The 17459-nt window shown below is 60.7% G+C and carries 15 protein-coding genes and 1 pseudogene; 6 read left to right on the forward strand and 10 right to left on the reverse strand.

Annotated features, from left to right (window positions below):
- Positions 1-22: 22 nt before the first annotated feature.
- Positions 23-667 (reverse strand): arylesterase, encoded by a 645-nt coding sequence (locus ACYQ3G_RS09380; protein WP_459825202.1) that lies wholly within the window; start codon positions 665-667, stop codon positions 23-25.
- Between ACYQ3G_RS09380 and ACYQ3G_RS09385 the strand changes: the two genes are divergently transcribed.
- Both ACYQ3G_RS09385 and ACYQ3G_RS09390 read left to right on the forward strand, forming a co-directional pair.
- Positions 666-1340 carry an ABC transporter ATP-binding protein gene (locus ACYQ3G_RS09385; RefSeq protein ID WP_459825205.1) on the forward strand — a complete coding sequence of 225 codons (675 nt, stop codon included), beginning with the start codon at positions 666-668 and terminating at the stop codon, positions 1338-1340. The genes ACYQ3G_RS09380 and ACYQ3G_RS09385 overlap by 2 nt on opposite strands.
- Positions 1337-3853 (forward strand): ABC transporter permease, encoded by a 2517-nt coding sequence (locus ACYQ3G_RS09390; protein ID WP_459825208.1) that lies wholly within the window; start codon positions 1337-1339, stop codon positions 3851-3853. Before ACYQ3G_RS09385 ends, ACYQ3G_RS09390 begins: the two co-directional genes overlap by 4 nt.
- An 83-nt stretch (positions 3854-3936) precedes the next feature.
- Here the strand turns inward: ACYQ3G_RS09390 and ACYQ3G_RS09395 are convergent, their stop codons facing one another.
- A complete protein-coding gene (locus tag ACYQ3G_RS09395; protein ID WP_459825211.1) occupies positions 3937-4977 on the reverse strand; it encodes a T6SS phospholipase effector Tle1-like catalytic domain-containing protein in 1041 nt (346 codons plus the stop codon).
- Positions 4978-5398: 421 nt separating this feature from the next.
- Between ACYQ3G_RS09395 and ACYQ3G_RS09400 the strand changes: the two genes are divergently transcribed.
- The 3 genes from ACYQ3G_RS09400 (at position 5399) to ACYQ3G_RS09410 (ending at position 9285) form a co-directional block, all read left to right on the forward strand.
- On the forward strand, positions 5399-5617 hold the full coding sequence (locus tag ACYQ3G_RS09400; RefSeq protein ID WP_459825214.1) for a hypothetical protein: 219 nt from the start codon (positions 5399-5401) through the stop codon (positions 5615-5617).
- Positions 5618-6367: 750 nt separating this feature from the next.
- Positions 6368-7582, forward strand: a complete 1215-nt coding sequence (locus ACYQ3G_RS09405; RefSeq protein WP_459825217.1) for a DUF4297 family anti-phage-associated protein — start codon at positions 6368-6370, stop codon at positions 7580-7582.
- Between the two features lie 17 nt (positions 7583-7599).
- Positions 7600-9285, forward strand: a complete 1686-nt coding sequence (locus ACYQ3G_RS09410) for an ATP-binding protein (protein WP_459825220.1) — start codon at positions 7600-7602, stop codon at positions 9283-9285.
- Positions 9286-9574: 289 nt separating this feature from the next.
- On the opposite strand, the gene ACYQ3G_RS09415 is transcribed toward ACYQ3G_RS09410, so the two are convergent.
- The 4 genes from ACYQ3G_RS09415 to ACYQ3G_RS09430 all read right to left on the reverse strand — a co-directional run bounded on the left by ACYQ3G_RS09415 (position 9575) and on the right by ACYQ3G_RS09430 (position 11388).
- A complete protein-coding gene (locus ACYQ3G_RS09415) occupies positions 9575-10009 on the reverse strand; it encodes a type II toxin-antitoxin system VapC family toxin (protein WP_459825223.1) in 435 nt (144 codons plus the stop codon).
- A complete protein-coding gene (locus ACYQ3G_RS09420; protein ID WP_459825226.1) occupies positions 10006-10257 on the reverse strand; it encodes a type II toxin-antitoxin system Phd/YefM family antitoxin in 252 nt (83 codons plus the stop codon). Before ACYQ3G_RS09420 ends, ACYQ3G_RS09415 begins: the two co-directional genes overlap by 4 nt.
- Before the next feature lie 572 nt (positions 10258-10829).
- Complete coding sequence (locus ACYQ3G_RS09425; RefSeq protein WP_459825229.1) at positions 10830-11129, reverse strand: hypothetical protein; 300 nt, start codon at positions 11127-11129, stop codon at positions 10830-10832.
- The gene (locus tag ACYQ3G_RS09430) at positions 11119-11388 is read right to left on the reverse strand and encodes an AbrB/MazE/SpoVT family DNA-binding domain-containing protein (protein ID WP_459825232.1); all 270 of its coding nucleotides are present in this window, start codon (positions 11386-11388) and stop codon (positions 11119-11121) included. The genes ACYQ3G_RS09425 and ACYQ3G_RS09430 overlap by 11 nt, the downstream gene beginning before the upstream one ends.
- Before the next feature lie 269 nt (positions 11389-11657).
- Here ACYQ3G_RS09430 and ACYQ3G_RS09435 point away from each other — a divergent pair.
- Positions 11658-12113 (forward strand): annotated as a pseudogene (locus ACYQ3G_RS09435) (DUF3465 domain-containing protein).
- A gap of 269 nt (positions 12114-12382) precedes the next feature.
- On the opposite strand, the gene ACYQ3G_RS09440 reads toward ACYQ3G_RS09435, so the two are convergent.
- From ACYQ3G_RS09440 to ACYQ3G_RS09455, 4 genes are all read right to left on the reverse strand, one after another.
- Positions 12383-14371 carry a CHASE2 domain-containing protein gene (locus ACYQ3G_RS09440; RefSeq protein WP_459825235.1) on the reverse strand — a complete coding sequence of 663 codons (1989 nt, stop codon included), beginning with the start codon at positions 14369-14371 and terminating at the stop codon, positions 12383-12385.
- Positions 14372-14373: 2 nt separating this feature from the next.
- On the reverse strand, positions 14374-14964 hold the full coding sequence (locus tag ACYQ3G_RS09445) for an OmpA family protein (protein ID WP_459825238.1): 591 nt from the start codon (positions 14962-14964) through the stop codon (positions 14374-14376).
- Positions 14961-15407, reverse strand: coding sequence for a FecR family protein (locus tag ACYQ3G_RS09450; protein ID WP_459825241.1), 447 nt, complete (start codon positions 15405-15407; stop codon positions 14961-14963). The genes ACYQ3G_RS09445 and ACYQ3G_RS09450 overlap by 4 nt, the downstream gene beginning before the upstream one ends.
- Before the next feature lie 235 nt (positions 15408-15642).
- The gene (locus ACYQ3G_RS09455) at positions 15643-17073 is read right to left on the reverse strand and encodes a PAS domain-containing protein (protein WP_459825244.1); all 1431 of its coding nucleotides are present in this window, start codon (positions 17071-17073) and stop codon (positions 15643-15645) included.
- Positions 17074-17459: the final 386 nt, after the last annotated feature.

Consider the following 17459-nt stretch of genomic DNA (forward strand, 5'->3'; position numbering starts at 1 on the left):
CCATGGGGAGCGGACTGCGTATTCATGAAGCCTTCTCCAGTGCGTCCAGCTCTTGGGTGACCAGGGGCAGGATGCCGTCGACGATGCGCGCCACGCCCGCGGCGTTGGGGTGCAGGCCGTCGTCCAGGACCAGGGACGGGTCGCGGACCACGCCTTCCAGGAAGAACGGGTAGAGGGCCAGATCGTGCTCGTCGGCCAGTTCGGGGAAAACGTCGTCGAACTGTTTGCGATATTCGAGTCCCCAATTGACCGGAGCGCGCATCCCGGCCAGAATGACCCTGGCCCCGGCCTCCAGGCACTGCCGGATCATGGCGTCGAGGTTGTCGCGCATGCGTACGGGGTCCAGGCCGCGCAGCCCGTCGTTGGCCCCGAGCTCAAGCACCACGAGATGGGGTTTGTCCTCCAGGGACCAGGCCAGACGCGCCAAGCCGCCGGCCGTGGTGTCTCCCGACACGCCCGCGTTGGTCACGCGCACGTCGCGGCCCATGTCGCGCAGGCGCCGTTCCAGCTGGGCGGCGAAGGATTGGTCGGCGGGCAGTCCGTAGCCCGCCGTGAGGCTGTCGCCGAAGGCGAGAATGTGCATTGTCGTATCTCCGTGAACGAGCCCGGCCGGGCAGGCGAGCAGCAGCGCGGCCATGAGGATATGTCGAATGAGCTTGGATGGCATGAATGTTCCCTCGGTTGTGCTTGAGGACGTCCACTTGACGCTAACCGCCGGCTCGGGGCCGGTCAACATCCTGAACGGGGTCAGCCTGACGGTGGGGCAGGGCGAGACCCTGGCCGTGGTCGGGCCGTCGGGTTCAGGCAAGACGACCATGCTCATGCTCATGGCCGGCCTGGAGCGGCCGTCCTCGGGAACGGTGCGCATGGCCGGGAAGGACCTGACGGCCATGGGCGAGGACGAGCTGGCGCGCTTCAGGCGCGAGAATCTGGGCATTGTCTTCCAGGCCTTCCACCTCATCCCGACCATGACGGCCCTGGAGAATGCGGCTCTGCCCCTGGAGTTCGCCCACCACCCCGAGGCCAGGCGCCTGGCCCGCGAGGCCCTGGAGCAGGTGGGACTGGGCCACCGCGCCGGGCACTACCCCTCCCAGCTCTCGGGCGGCGAGCAGCAGCGCGTGGCCCTGGCCCGGGCGTTTGCGCCGCGGCCGCGCATCATCCTGGCCGACGAGCCCACGGGCAACCTGGACGAGGGCACGGGCGAGCGGGTCATGGAGCTTCTTTTCAAGATGCAGGCCGAGGACCTGGCCACTCTGGTGCTGGTGACCCACGACCGGAACCTGGCCGGGCGCTGCGGCCGCACGGCGTCCATGCACTCGGGCCGCATGGAGGGAAAATGAGCGGCCGCGACTGGCTCGTGGCCCTGAACCTCTGCCGCCGCGAGCTGCGCGGTGGGCTGCGGGGCTTCGGCGTGTTTCTGGGCTGCCTGTTCCTGGGCGTGCTGGCCATAAGCGCCGTGGGTTCCCTGGGCCGGGCCCTGGAGGCCGGCCTGGCGGGCGACGCCAAGGCCATCCTCGGCGGGGACGTGAGCGTCAGCCTGACTTCCCGCGACCTGAGTCCGACCGAGTCCGGCTACCTGCGCGGCTTCGGGGACCTGTCCCGGACCCTGTCCACGCGGACCATGGCCCGCGCGGGCGAAAAATCCGTGCTGGTGGAACTCAAGGGCGTCGACGCCCTCTATCCCCTGTACGGGCGCATGGACATCGAGGGCGGGGCCGAGCTGCAGGACCTGCTGACCGAGCGCGGCGGGTTGCCCGGCGCCGTGGCCGACCGGGACCTCCTGGCAAGGCTGGGCCTGGCCGTGGGCGACGAGGTGGCCGTGGGCGAGGCCCGCTTCCAGGTGCGCGGCGTGATCCTGCGCGAGCCGGACCGGGTCATGGAGTTCTTTTCCCTGGGGCCGCGCCTCATGGTCGGGGACGAAGGTTTCGCGGCCACGGGCCTGGCCGGGGCCGGCAGCCTCTTCCGCACCGAATACCTGCTGCGGCTTCCGGACCGCGACGCCGCGAAGACGGCAGAGGCCATCCGCGCCGCGTACCCCGAGTCCGGCTGGCGGGTGCGCGACTTCCACCGCGCCGCGCCGCGCATCAGCACGGTCCTGGAGCGTCTGCGCGTGGATCTGACCCTGGTCGGCCTGGGCGCGCTGCTGGTCGGCGGCCTGGGCATCGCCGGAGGCGTGCGCGGCTACCTGGGCGGGCGCCTGTCGCACATGGCGGCCATGAAGTGCATGGGCGGCCCCGTGCGCGTGCTCTTCGCCTCGTACCTCATGCAGGTTCTTTTTCTGGGCTCGGTGGGGGCCCTGGCCGGCATGGCCGGCGGGAGTCTCGTGCCGTGGCTGGGCGCCCGGTTCTTCGCCGACATCCTGCCCATCCAGGCGCGCGGCGGCCTGTACGCGGCGCCGCTGATCCAGGCCGCGCTCTTCGGCCTGGTCACGACCCTGGCCTTCTCCATGCCGCCTCTCTTTCGCGCCGTCATGGTCAGCCCCTCGGGCATCTTCCGCGGCTACCTCTCGGCCGACATGGGCCGCATGCCCCGCGTGGCGGTCCTGCCCACGGCCGCGGCCTTCGCGGTGCTTGCGGCCATGGTCTTCCAGTTCGCCGGCGACACCAGGCTCGCGGGCTGGTTCGTGGGCGGCACGGTAGGCGCGTGGCTCCTGTTCAAGGGCCTGGCCAGGGCCATCCGCTGGCTGGCGGGCAAGGCCCCGCGCCTGCCGTGGGGGAGCTGGCGCATCGGCGTGGCCAACATCCACCGGCCCGGGTCGCCGGGCGTGAGCCTGGTCTTCGCCCTGGGTTTCGGCCTCACTGCCCTGGTGGCCGTGGTCATGGTCAACGTCAGCCTGACGCGGGCGCTGACGGCCGAACTGGCCGAGGAGGCCCCGGCCTTCTTCTTCATGGACATCCGCCCCGAGCAGGTCGGGGATTTCCGCGCCCTGGTCGAGGGCACGCCCGGCGTGACAAGGCTTGACCTGCGGCCCATGATCCGCGGCCGCATCGTGCGTATCGCGGGCACCCCCGTGGAGAACGCCACGGTATCCGAGGAGGTGGCCTGGGCCGTGCGCGGGGACCGCGGGCTGTCCTGGAGCGAGAAGTTCCCGGCCGGCAGCACGCTCCTGCGCGGGAAGTGGTGGGACAAGGGCTACGACGGCCCGCCGCTCATCTCCCTGACCTCGGACCTGGCCGAGGGCTTCGGCGTGGACCTGGGCGACACCCTGACGGTCAACGTCCTGGGCCGCAACATCACGGGCACCATATCGAACATCCGCGAGGTCAACTGGCGGACCCTGGCCATGCAGTTCGCCATCGTCTTTTCGCCCGGCACCCTGGACCGCGCCCCGCAGACGTGGCTCGGCGCGGCCTACGGGCATGGCGGCGAGGACGGGCTCTTCTCCCGCGTGACGTCGGCCTACCCCGAGGTGGCCGTGGTCACCATCCGCGAGGTCTTGGACAACGCGGCCATGCTCATGCGCCGCACGGCGAGCATCTTCCAGGCCATGGCCGGAGTGGCCCTGCTGGTGGGCTTCCTGGTCCTGGCCGGGGCCTTCTCGGCCGACCAGCACCGCCGCATCTACGACAGCGTCATCTACAAGGTCTGCGGCGCCACCCGCCGCGACATCCTGGCCATCCTCGTGGCCGAGTTCTCCCTGGCCGGCCTCTTCACGGGCCTGGGCAGCCTGATCCTGGGCACGGTCACGGCCTGGGGCGTGGTCCAGGGCCTGCTGAAGATGCAGTTCACCCCGGACCTGCCCACGGGCTTTTTGACCGTGCTGGCCGGCGTGGCCATCTCCCTGGCCATGGGCCTCCTGGGCACCTGGCGGGTATTGGGAAAGAAGGCTGCGCCGTTTTTGCGCAACGAATAACAAACAGCAAACGCCCTGCCGGGTCGAGTCCGGCAGGGCGTTTTTGTTCCTTCGATGCGTTCGCGTTCGGCGTTATCTTCCAGTCATCGAGGATGCCCCTCCCGGGCCAGCCCGGCCAGATTGGGGCAGGCGGTCCGGTAGGCCTGGTCGGCGTCGAAGCGTTGCCAGGCTTCGGGGGCCACGGCGGTGTTGTCGGCTGAGGGTTCGATGGGGCGGACGTATTCGGGCACGAGCCTGTAGAGGCCCGTGCGGGAATCGACCAGCCTGCCGTTCCAGTCCGGGCGGATGTCGAGGCCCAGGCGCCCGAGGGGGGCGAAGTCGAACTCCAGGCCGCATTCGCCGGCCCGCGCCATCATCCACTCCAGGGCGATGTCCGAGAGGCCCGTGTCGCGGTAGCCGCCGCCGATGTTGGAATGCACGCCCGCAAACCAGACCTGCTCCAGGCGCTGGCGGCATGCCCCGTCCGGCTTCCTCCACACACAGGGCTCGAAGGCCCGGCGGCGCTCATCGATGGCCAGGGCCTGGAAGGCGTTGTCGACATGGGCGCCCAGTTCCACGTCGTGGAATTCGAGGTTCAGCAGCCAGTTGAACATGCCGAAAACCGGGATGCCCAGGGCCCCGACCGTGTCCCAGACGCCGACGCAGTGCACGCGGACCTCGCGGGCGTAGGTCCGGCGGAAGAGTTCGGACTCGATGGCGCGTGGGTGGGACTCGGGGTCGCGGCGGCGGTAGAGCCTGTAGGCGTCTTCCAGCCTGTGCAGGTACTCCGGGAGCAACAGCCCCGAGTTGCGCAGCAGCCCGGCCAGGCTGCGGACCGTGTAGGCCCCGCGGCTGAAACCGAAAAGAAAGATGTCGTCGCCTTCCCCGTACAGTTCCATCAGAAAGCGGTACGCCTGCAGGATGTTCCGCGAAATCCCCACCCCCGAAACCCCGCCCCGTATCCTGTCGTACCAGTGCGTACCCACCCCCGTATCGTAGTAGAGCAGCTGCCGCCTGCCGTCCCCGGCATACGGCGCCACGGCCATGGCGAGCCTGGTCACGTTGGTCGGACAGACCACCCCGTCATCCTTCTGATCCGGGGTGTTCCACGTGCCGTCGCAGCAGACGACGATGCGTTTGGACATGCGACCTCCTTGATGAATCGTTTGCAACTTGCGGTGCCGAGCGCGGTAGCAGGACGTCATGCCGCGCAGGGGAAGGCGAAGGCCTTGCGGCCTTGCCGCTTTTGTCTTCCGTCCGGACGGATGGCTGCAAAGCGGGCCGGCAGCTTCAACAGGAGATTGCTACGTGATTTGTGCAGGAGATGAATCGGGATGCGTCATGAAATGTTCCGGGAAATGCTTGCGGAAAATACCAACGAGAGCGGCTGGCATCGGGTGATGGGCTTGGAGCGCAGTCAACGCTTCTTGTCGATAATCAGCACAGGGGATACGTATGTAATGCGTACTCGTAATGACTGTATGACATCAGGAAATATGTTGCCTGCGTACTTCATGTGATGTATGCGCTTCAAAATTTTGTAATCATTGATCCGTGTCGGAGGCAATGATGCATCAACGGCAAGGCAGGGGAGACGAAGGCGGTTCCGAGGGCCGGAAAGAGGGCGGTTTTTCCGTCTGGCGGCTGGATGACAACAATAATGAGTTTCTGGTCCGGGATGGTTTGACCGAGGAAGAGGCCCTGGTGCTGGTGCGGGAGTATGAGGGGCGGGGGCATAGACAGGCGTATTGGGTGGAAAAAGAGACCGGGCGGCTGGTTCTGTGAAATCCACTGCTTCCTGACGGTTCAAGAAGATGAGCCAAAGTAAGACCCGACCCCTTTTCTTAATCAGCGGGCTGCCTTGTTGGCGAAATCCGGAAAATATCACTGTTGATAGGGAAGATGGAGGAGGTTTATCCATGAGGCTTGTGTATGATTCGCACATCTCAGGTGAGTTTGAGGGATGGGACGGAGATAAGGTCTATCTACTGGATGACGGGTCGAGATGGGAAATGACGAGCTATCGGTACAGTTACCGATATAGCTACAGGCCCAGAGCGCGAATATGGGACGATGGCGGCCAATTCTTACTTGAGGTAGACGGCATGTCGGAAAAGGTGCGAGTAAGAAGAGCGTAGTCTGCGCACGAACGAAGTTTTCTATGTATCTAATGGACGGTGAAGATCTAAGCGCGGTCCTGGAGGGATTTATCGATCTCCGGGAGTTGCTCCAAAGAAAGTAACGGCACGCCGCGCAAACCGGCGAGGTATATAGACGCTTCCGCGACATGACAGGCAAGTAGGAATCGCTATCAACAACGCTCTGCAAGCGGATTGTCTCCAGCGCTGGTGCGCTTCCGGCAACCGGTGAGGGCTGGCGTTGGGCTTAAACAACCGGGATCCCAGTTATGGCATGTCGATTTGTATCTTCACCTCATTCCCGACGTCGAATCAGTAGGTGCTCTGGTATGTGTAGGTTGCAGGAGGGCTTCACCGAGTCACTGCGATTCCACGGCGACCTGTTGGGGAAGAGCGCATGACGGACCGCAGTGCCGTTGACACGATACGTGGGTACTTCTACCAGTTCGACTATTCGATACTGAGAGTGCTCCAGTTGCCAGGCCCCGGCGACTCGATTGCCGTCGAGTGCATCGAAGACGTCGATATTCGCACTGCAACGGAAGTTACGGCCATTCAGTGCAAGTACTACTCGGGCACGGAGTACAACCACTCGGTTATCAAGCCAGCCGTCAGGTACATGCTGAGTCATTTCAAAGCGATCAGGGATGAAGGGAAGTCTGTCATCAGGTACTCCCTCTGCGGACATTACAGCGCCGGCCAGCACAAGCTGACGTTGCCAATAGACGTTGCATTTCTGAAACAGCACTTCCTGACCTACAGCGAAAGGAAAGTCGAGCGCCGCCATCACGACGAGCTCGGTCTTAGCGACGCCGACCTCGCCGAGTTCCTGTCGGTTCTTGACGTGGATATAAACGCGGCCAGCTTTGAGGCTCAATTCGCGCAGGTCATTCGAGAGTTGCAGGCCGCATACGGCTGCTCGCCGTTCACCGCGGAGTACTTCTATTACAACAATGCCCTTGCGCTGATGCGAGAGTTATCGATCCAGCCGTTGCCGACCGACCGAACCATTACCAAGAGGGCGTTCTTAGAGCGATCAGACACATCGAGCGTGCTGTTCAACGAATGGTTCGTGCGGAAGAAAGGTGAGAAAGCTCACTTTGCCGCACTGCGAAAGGAGTACTTTTCTGGCCTCAACCTATCTCCTTTCGAGCGTTTCTTCCTCTTCGAAGTTGACCCCACAACACTCGTCCGGAGTGATCTCAAAGACGTGCTGCACATACTGTCTAAGAAGTGGTCAAAGACGACCAAACGCGACGGAAACTCGTCGTTCTGCCCCTACGTATATGTTCACGGGCTACCCGCAGACGAATTAGTAGGCTTGAAGAAGGAGCTGGCGACCGAGGGATTCGGCTTCATCGACGGCTACGACTTCCATGGTGCCGACTTCAACGTGAAATCGATCGCAAAGCCCGCCACACACAACAATGGGATAAAGTTGAAAGTGCTGAATTCAATTGCCGATCTTGCGGCGACTGTGGGCGCCGTCACGAAGACTCGAGAGGTCTACCAGTTCCACTTGGGAAAAAGCTACTTTGATCCCGCGAACAAGGCAGTCAAGCACGTTCAGATCCAACTGCAAAAGCTCACAGATATCAAGGCTATCATCTAACCGAATCGGAGTCGCAAATGGCAGTCGAAACTACAGCAGACAACCTCAATGCCCAAGTGGTCGCAGTCTTCCCAGACAAGGTGCGCATCGTCGTCGACAAGCTGGAAGACTTCAAACTTGCAGAGGAATGCCTTCGCGTTGGCTCGTATGTCCGGATCGCCGACAACGAGAACGCTATTCTCATCGCCATCATTGAGAACTTCGAGATTGTGGTTCGGGACGATGGCATGCGAAATCACATCATTGAGGCCTTCCCGCTTGGTGTTCTGCGGGATGGAAAGTTCGAGCGCGGCGGTGACTCGCTGGCGATACCGCCGAAGGATGTCCAACCGGCGACGATTGAAGACATCAAGCGCATCTACTCAGATTCGGTGAATGTCGAAGAGAGCTTCTGTTTCTCCAGACTTTCGTCGAATTCCGCCGTCGAAGTGCCGGTTAATGGCAACAAATTCTTCAACAAGCACATCGCCATCGTGGGTTCCACGGGTTCTGGAAAGTCCCACACGCTCGCGACCATTATTCAGAGAGCGGTCGCAGAGAAGGCCGGTGACTTCACGCTCAACAACTCCCACGTGATTGTCTTCGACATTCACTCGGAATACCGGTCCGCGTTTCCGGATGCCAACTTCATTGATGTTTCGAACTTGGTTTTGCCTTACTGGATGTTGAATGGCGAAGAACTGGAGGAATTCTTCATCGACACCGAAGCGAATGATCACAATCAGCGAAATGTCTTCAAGGAAGCCGTGCTGCAAGACCGGCGTGCGAAGTTCACCGGTTCGTCAGGTGATGAGCAACGGATTCACCTTGACTCGTCGCTTCCTTTCGATATCCAAGAGGTCTTGAAATATGCCATTGCAAAGAACACGGAGCGTGTGGCCACAGGTGAAGTATACGCTGCAAGTAACAAAGAGAAGGCGGGTCAGCCAAAATTCGAGAACGGGAGTCTGCACTCTAAGCTCACAAACTTTATCAATCGTTTGGAAAGCAAAATCAACGATAGCCGGCTTGACTTCTTTCTGGGTGAGCGGTCGAAAACCATCACATTTGAGCACACGCTCGAGACTTTGCTCGGCTACTCGGCAGCTGGCAAATCGAACGTTACAGTCATCGACCTGAGCGGCGTACCTTTTGAAGTCCTCAGCATAACGGTTTCGCTCATTTCTCGTCTGATCTTCGAGTACGGGTACATCTATAAGCGTGTGCGATGCGCCAAAGATCCGAATGAGAAGATTAACAACGACGTACCAATCCTCCTCGTCTACGAAGAGGCGCACAAGTACGTGCCCAACAGCGAGCTCTCGAAGTACCGCTCTTCGAAGACGTCCATTGAGCGTATCGCGAAGGAAGGCCGCAAGTACGGCGTGACTTTGCTCCTCGCAAGCCAACGCCCGTCCGAAATCTCGGAGACGATCTTCTCTCAGTGCAACAATTTTATCGCGATGCGCCTAACGAATCCAGTTGACCAGAGCTACGTCAAGAAACTGCTACCGGATTCCCTCGGGTCGCTAATCGACAAGATGACCTCCTTCCGCCAGGGCGAGGCCCTGCTTGTCGGCGAGTCGGTCGTTCTGCCTTCGATTGTTCAAATCGTTCAATGTGATCCCGCACCTTCGTCGAATGATATTCCATACTGGGAACTTTGGAAGGAAGAGTGGAAGGACATGAACGTCGCAGGAATCAAGGCAGAATGGTATAAGTAGAGCGCGGAGCACAGTCGATGCTCAGTCGCTCGACCCCGTCCTGGCAATGGGAAACGATGAGGCCCAACAGCAGCATGCAACGCACGGCGGAAAGGCAAAGTGGTCGGGTCTTCCTTTGACGCATCTTATCGCCTGAGCCAGTTTATGACCACTTGAGCCAGCACTGGAAGCGGGGTCGCATATTGAATCTTGGGCTGGCAGGGGGTCAGGTCTTCCTTTGACGCACCTTCGCTCACGAGTCCGTCAATCAAGACAAACCGTCTGAAATAGCTGACAGAAAACGGAATCGTCACCCTTTCTCCTCCCACGGATTCAAAATACCCAGCGCCTCCGCCTTGAAGTCCGCCACATTGCGGGTCACCAGCACCATGCGGTTCTGCAGGGCGGTGGCGGCGATGAGGGAATCCATGACGCTCATGGGCTGGCCTTTCTGCTTCTGCTCCGCCGTGATCTTGCCCCACGTCACGAATGCTTCCGCATCAAGAGAAAGCACGCGACCGGCAAACTGCATCGGCAGCGTTTCATGCAGCCAGATTTCGAGTTCGGTGCGCCGATTCGAAGGAGGACGAAGACTGATGCCGTGCTGAATCTCACCGATAGTCACGGCGCAGATGTACAGGCTCTCCGGGTCGATGGCGTTCAGCCACGCCACGACACGCTCTTCCGGCCTCGGCTTGACGAATTCCGAAAGTACGCAGGTGTCGAGCAGGTAACGCGTGTTCACAGGTCAATCTCACGCAGTTCTGTGGTCTGATCCCGCTTGATGACCAGTTCGCTGTTCCGCAGAGGAGAATTCAGCAAAAAATCACCCAGTCGTTGTTTGGGTGCGGTGAGCCTTCGGAACTGTTCAATCGGTATAACCACCGCAACTTCAGTTCCATGCTTGGTGACTACCTGCGGACCTTCGGACAGTGTCTTGTCGATCAATTCCGAGAATTTATTCTTTGCTTCCTGAATCTGCCATGTTGTCATGCGAACCTCCCTCCGGCCATTCTGGCCAGACTAGCCAGAATATAGCGATGAACTCCTCAAAATGCAATGGCAGGGCTTGGCCGTTCACTCGCGTGAAGGCTCTTTGACCTCGTTCAGCAGGAAATGGGTCGCGAGAAATGGATCGCGCAGGAAGCGGGGTCGCATCTTGAATCGTGAAATGTAACGTCTGGCATGGAGCGCAGGCAGTCCTTGAAGGTGGAAGAAGCGTGAATGGACCGGGTGGCCTTTCAACCCTTCCAGCCTTCAACGCTTGCGGTATGCCTTGTCGTGCTGGACGTGCAGGCTCATCAGCACCAGAGTCGGCCCGCTGAGTAGGCATGTCACTGCTCGGGCGCTGCCGGTGACTCGCAGGGAATAGTCCAGGCAAAGGGGTCAGGTCTTCCTTTGACGCATCTTATCGCCTGAGCCAGTTTATGACCACTTGAGCCAGCACTGGAAGCGGGGTCGCATATTGAATTTTGAATTTCCACGTCGGGGAAGGGGCACTTCGGCCAGCTATTCAAAGTGGAAGAGACGTGCATGGGCCGCGAACCCTTTCTGTAACCCAGCCTTCAACGCTTGCGGTATGCCTTGTCGTGCTGGACGTGTAGGCTGACCAGTACCAGGGTCGGGCCGCTGAGCAGGCATGTTACGGCTCGAGCGCTGCCGGTGACGCGCAGGGAATAGAACTGTTGACCTGTGCCCGGTTCGATCATGCCGTGGAGTTTTTCAAAATTGAGGCCCGGGTGCTTCCAGAGATCCGAGAGGTCAAGGGATTGGAGCAGGACGAGCGTTTTCGCCGCCGCCTTGCGAACCGCAGGTTCGGCGGCCATGACCGCCTCGTCGAAAGCGGGCCGGATTTCAATCCTCATCAGCCCATCTCTTGGCCACGTCACGGGCGGCTTCGGCGGTTTCGACGACTTCCGAAGGGCGAGGGTCTTCCAGCGAGCGGACAATGGCCTGCTTGCTGTCAGCGGTCCAGGCCCAAAGCTGGTGACGCGGGATGGTTTCCATGGGAATCAGCAGAATGCGGCCGTCCTCCAGGACCTCTATTTCAACCGTGTCGCCGGGCTTGATGCCCGTTGTCGGCGGCAGTGTGATGCGACGGCGGGAATCGGTTTGCGTGAGCATGTTTTGTTCCTCCATGAGTTGGTGAATAAGACGGAATAGGTGAAAGGGCAATGCCCATATTGGGCATTTGTCCTAAGTGAGAGACCGGGTGAGATGGATTCAGGCGTTCAGTGAAAATGAGTGCTGCGTCCTGAGGATGTAGGAAATTGAAGGAAGGAAATAACTGAGTGTTTTGGGCTGTTGTAATATGGATCAAGAAGATAGGGCAATTGCCGACTTGTCCTCTTTTATGTCCTAATCCCTTGCAACCTATGAAAGGCTAAGAATCAATGAAGAAACTCCTCCTGATTGTCGCAATCGCAATAGCCATTTATGTAGGGTACGGAAAGACGAATGGCTTTCGCCAACTCACAGGATCACAAGCTGCCTATACGAGCAGCGAGCAAGCAAGTTCTATCGATGTATTTCAGACTGCTTTTACTGAACAGAAAAGCGGAATTCAGGTTCAAGGTGAAGGTATAGTATCTAAAATTCTTGCAGATGACAGTAATGGAAGTCGTCATCAACGCTTTATTCTTACGCTTCCTTCCTGACAAACGCTACTCATTGCTCACAACATTGACTTGTCCCCGCGAGTTGCATCGCTGAAAGCGGGAGATTCCGTTGCGTTCAATGGTGTGTATGAATGGAACGCGAAAGGCGGCGTGATTCACTGGACTCACCACGATCCTGCCGGTCGCCATGAAGTTGGTTGGCTCAGGCATGCTGGTCAGACCTACCAGTAAAGGGAAAACGGGGCCGCATCTTGAATCTTGAATTTCCTGAAATCCAAAAAATCATCCAATTCAATCCAAATCACATGCACCCGGTCATGCGTCCCGATATCGATGGGAATGATCTCATTGTCGTCGATAAGAAATTCGATGGTATCCTGAAGCTCAACGTGATGGAGATGGAGTGGAGGCCCCTAAGGTTGCTGTGCTGCGGGTGGATGCGCAGGGAGGGGGCAAGAGGGCTGTCCCGGGTCGACGGCCACGTAATGGCGGTCCGGGCCTCAGGAGTAGCGGGTCAGGATGTCGCGGAAGCGCGTTTCGGACTCCAGGAAGGCGTCGACCACGGTGGGATCGAAATGCACCCCGCGGCCTTGCGTGATGATCTTGACGGCCTCTTCGTGGGGCATGGCTTCCTTGTAGACCCGCTTTGTCACGAGGGCGTCGTACACGTCGGCAAGGGCCATGAGCCTGCCGCCGAGGGGAATCTCTTCACCGGCAAGCCCGTAGGGGTAGCCCGAGCCGTCCCATTTTTCGTGGTGGGACACGGCAATGTCCCTGGCCAGGGCCAGAAAGGACTGCTCGGCGCCATGCGTGGTATGGCGCGCGGTATCGGCCAGGGTGTCCGCCCCGAGGATGGTGTGCCGCTGCATTTCGGTGAACTCCTCGTCCGTGAGGCGGTCCGGCTTGAGGAGGATGCTGTCGGCGATGCCGACCTTGCCGATGTCGTGCAGGGGCGCGCACTTGTAGAGCAGTTCGATGGTGCCCGGAGTGAGCACGTTCCTGTATTTGGGCTGCCGCGCCAAGCGTTGGGCCAGGGCCCGTACGTACTCCTGCGTGCGCCTGATGTGGCCTCCGGTTTCCGGGTCCCGTGTTTCGGCCAGGGACGTGAGGCCCAGGATGATCGCGTCCTGGGTATGGAGAAGCTGCTGACTGCGGATGCGCAGTTTGTGCTCCTCGATGCCGTACTTGATCAGGCTCAGGACGGCCAGGTTGAGGACGAGGACGAACACCGCCGGCAGCGGTGAGATCCAGTAACCAGGAACGTCGAGGAGCCAGAGGCTCGCGCTCCATAAGCCCAGGCTCCCGGCGACCAGGCCTGCGACGCAGGTCAGCGGCCTGCCGACGATGATGAGCAGCGTCGAGAGGACGCCGAGAACCATGACGGAAACCGCCTCCGCGCCCACGGCCCAGGAGGGGCGGCGGAGAAAATCGTTCTGCAGAATGTTGTCGAGGGCGGTGGCGTGGATCTCGATGCCCGGAAAGGAGCGGTCCAGCGGGGTGACGTGATTGTCGCCGAGACCCGCAGCCGTCGGCCCGACGATGGCGATGCGGCCGGACAGGTCCGGCAAGGGCCCTTCCAGGATTTCCGCAGCGGAGATGGTCTCGAATGTGCCGCTTGGGCCGCGGAAGCGCAGCAGCATGTTCCCCTGGGCGTCGGTGTGGATGCGGTTCCTGCCGAGCTGAACGAAGCCGCCGTCCTGGTCGCTGCCAAGCACCGCGTCCTTGCCTTCCGCGAGGCGGACCATGGCCAGGGTGAGGCTGGGCAGGAGGTTCGATTCATGGAGCGCCATGAGGGGAACGCGGCGGATCGCGCCGTCGAGGTCGTGCGCGGCGTTGATGAAACCGCCCGACACGGCTGTCCGGGCCAGGGCCGGCAGTGCGCAGACCACCGACTGCGCTTCATGTAGACGGAAGAATGGCGGGACTATGGCATCGGTCTGCAGGGGCCGCAGGATGCAGGGTTGCTGCACGGTACTCGGTGAGAACAGGAGCTTGTAACCCAGCACCGTGGGCACGCTTGCCAGGGATTGGGCCAGGGCTTGGTCGAAATCCAACTCGACCTGGGGCCTGCCGGCCATGGTCCTGGCGAGTTCCGAGGCCTTGAGCAGGGATTCCAGGACGACACGGGGGGACGTCTGGTCCCGGTTGGAGAGCACGAGGTCAAGGACGACGTTCCTGACGCCCGCCTCCCGCAGGCGCGAGATCACCCCGGCCAGTGTGACCCTCGGCCAGGGCCACTGGCCCAGGAGGTTCAAGGCCCTGTCGTCGATGGACACAAGCACCGGGACAGGACCGGGCTCGCGCAACCTCGTCTGCGAGAAGAGCACGTCAAAGGCTTTGTGCTCAACGTGTACGTACAGCGCAGGCCGAAAGATGCCCAGGAGCATGACGCAGACCGTGACGATGACGCCGGTTCCCAGCAGGCGGGCCAGGTCTCTTTTGCGGAGATGGTCCCCTTGCGGGCTCCCGCTGTCCTTCCTCCACGCCATGGTCAGCGGACCAGGACTTCGACCCGGCGGTTGCGCGGTTCAGGCACTTCGTCCTCGGTTGGCACGAGCGGGTTGCCCTCACCGTGGGAGGAAGTCCGGATGATGTCCTTGGAGACGCCCATGTCCACGAGGATGGCGGACATGGCCTCGGCGCGTTCCATGGACAGCCGCTGGTTGATCTCGGACGTGCCGACGCGGTCAGAATGGCCGTACACGCGGACGTCCGTCGAGCCGCGGCGCGCTATGGATGCGAGAATCCGCGTGGGCACCGATCGTGACTCCGGAGTCAGGTCCGAGGTGCCCGTCTTGAAATAGAGGACAAAGGTCTCGACGGGTTCAGGCAGGGCCTTGAGCGCCCGTCCGTACTTGGTGTCGATTTCCGCCTGATCCGCCAAGCGTACAGGGGAAGGGGCCGCGGATGTCGTCGCGGTGGTGCTCTGCCGGGCCGCATCGAGGGTCTGTGTGCCGGCCTGGTTGCTGACCGTGACTTGTCCCACGGTTCCTCCGGGGTCCTCGATGAGGACGACGGAGGTGCCCTTGGCCGCGCAGCTTGTCAGGGCAAGACAGAGGAGGAGGAACCATGCCTTTTTCATCGGGCATCCTCCACGTTGACCAGAAAGCGGGTGCCATGGACGGCAATGACGGCGTCCGGGGTTTCGATGCGGATTTTTTCCGGGGCCAGGTGTCCGATGATTCCGGACATGTAGGCGAAGGAGCCCTTGATGAGCTTGATGGCTACGGCGAACAACCCGTTTTGGGGTTCGAAGGCGAAATCATTGAGATCCAGGCGGCTGCCGGGGCCAAGCGAGACCAGCGTGTTGTCTTCGAGCATGATGCCGGCGCTGCCGGTCGCTTCCGTGGTCACCGTGTCGCCGACGTGGAGCGTATCGCCGATCTTGGCCTCGATCTGGCGCCCGTCCCGCAGAATGGCCGCCTTGCCTTCGAGAGATTTGATGACCCCGGCCGTAGACTGCCCGGCCCGGGCCGCGGTGACACTCAGCAGGAGGGTCAAGGCGAAGAGGAAAAACGTTTTCATGAAACGCACCTTGTGATTGGATGTTTCGTGTCCGACATATTATGTACGACAAAAAATGAGTACATACAAGATCGAGGCTGGCCCTTCCCAAGCATACGCATTTATATTCATGGTCGAGAGTTTTTGTCACCAAGATGTTGTAAGATGGAGTACGGTGATTTCATCGGATTTTTGATTTTCCGTGGGATCAGGGGAAGCCTGTTCCTACTTGAACTGCGATGGTTCCGGCCCGGCTTCAGTCCGGGCGGCAGGCGCCGAAGATGTCGAGGATCGTCTTGTCCAGGTATGATTCCTCCCGGTAGGTGAGGAACGCGGAATTGAAGGCCCGCGTGAGTTCGCTGATTTTTCTGTACGCAAGGTTCACGTCCCGGAGGTAGCCGCCCACGGCGTCCCGCCCACTGGTCCAGATTTCATCCTTTTCCTCCGGCCGCGCGGACGTCAGGAAGCGTTCGTCCATTTCCGCGAGTTCCTCCTTCATGCCGTCCAGGGCGGCCGAGATGTGCATGAGGTGCGAGTTCAGGTAGTGACACATGCCTGCGGCAGTGTTCCGCAGCACGCGGTTGCGCTGATCCTCCAGGGCCTGCGTGATGTTCGAGGCGATCCCTTCGTAATAGAGCACTTCGCCGGACTCGTCTCTCTTGGCCCGCGCCGTGATGTCGACCTCGATGTGTGCTCCCGCCGTCGGTTTGAGGGTCACGGACCTGTTGGAGATGTGCCCCTTTTCGTCGAGTTCGCGCAGCATCCCGTCCAGGGCAGCAGGCTGTTCCACAAAGTCGTACACGTTGCTGCGCAGGGCCGCCTTTCTGCAGGACAGGCCGAGCAGTTCGATGCCCGCGTCGTTGATGTCCAGGAAGAGCCCGGACGGGGAAACGCTGAAGGCCATATCCTTGGTCTTGTGGAAGAAATCCTTGTAGCGCTGTTCGCTTCTGTGCAGTTCCAGGATGGCCTGCCTTTCCTCGGTGACATCGCGGATCATGTGGTCGAAGCGTTGCCGGCCCCGCGACCTGCACGACACGACATACCCTTCGTCGCGCACCCAACGGACTTTGCCGTCGCTGCGCACGATCCTGTACTCCAGTTCGTCGAATTCCCTTTCCCTGACGGAGCGGTAGAAGTTACCGACCCGTTCGCTGTCCGCGGGGTGGGCCAGGGCGACGATGTCGCTTTCGGCCGCCTTCGCCAGGTTCCGCAGCGGCACGCCGTAGAGGAGTTCGGCCGCAGGGTTTATGGACAGGACGCTGCCGTCCTCGGCCGAGAGGGAGACGACCACGTCGTGCATGGAATGCAGGATGCTCTCCAGCCTGTCGTTCAGTTCCCTGATCTCGTCCATGCGCTTGCGCCTGGGCGTGACGTCGACGACCGTCAGCAGCACCGCCGCGGCCTCGCCTGAACCCAGCGGGGCCATGGTCATTTCGATGCGCGCCCGGCCCGCGGGTGTCTCAATCCAGAATTCGTGCGGCCGGGAATTTTGGCCGCTTCGCAGCACATCCTCGTGCTCCCGCAGGATGGCGGCCTGTTCCGGGCCGGGAAACGGCTCCTGCAGCTCCTTGCCCATCAGGGCGTCCGGCCGGCAGCCGGTGATGGTCACGAAGGCGGGATTGGCGAACGTGAAACGGCCGTTCCGCAGGACCGCGACGCCTTCCTTGAGTCGCTGGATTATCTCCAAATGATCTGTTGCGCATTTCTGAACGATATCATTCCCGTATGTTTGATTCTTCATCACTGTTTCACCCTGAATTCTCAGCAAGGAAATGTTTTTCAGCATACGCTGAAAATAAAAATGGCGTTCCGTGGAACGCCATGCCGTGTACTATCCTTTGTATTGGCGAGCGTCGTCACGTTTCTGTCGGCGGACAGAAATCGTAATTTTCTGAAATTGTTGCGATCATGTTTCGATAAATCGTGGTTATTTTCATATAAATTGAGTAGATACAGACATATTTGATACGCAAAGTTGTCTTGGATGGAGAAGCCAAATTCGATCCATAGCCTCGCGCATACGGCTTTGCAAGCGTGAAAAGTCGAAAATGCGCATCACGGCGTCCATCGAGG

The organism is Desulfomicrobium salsuginis, assembly GCF_054657795.1.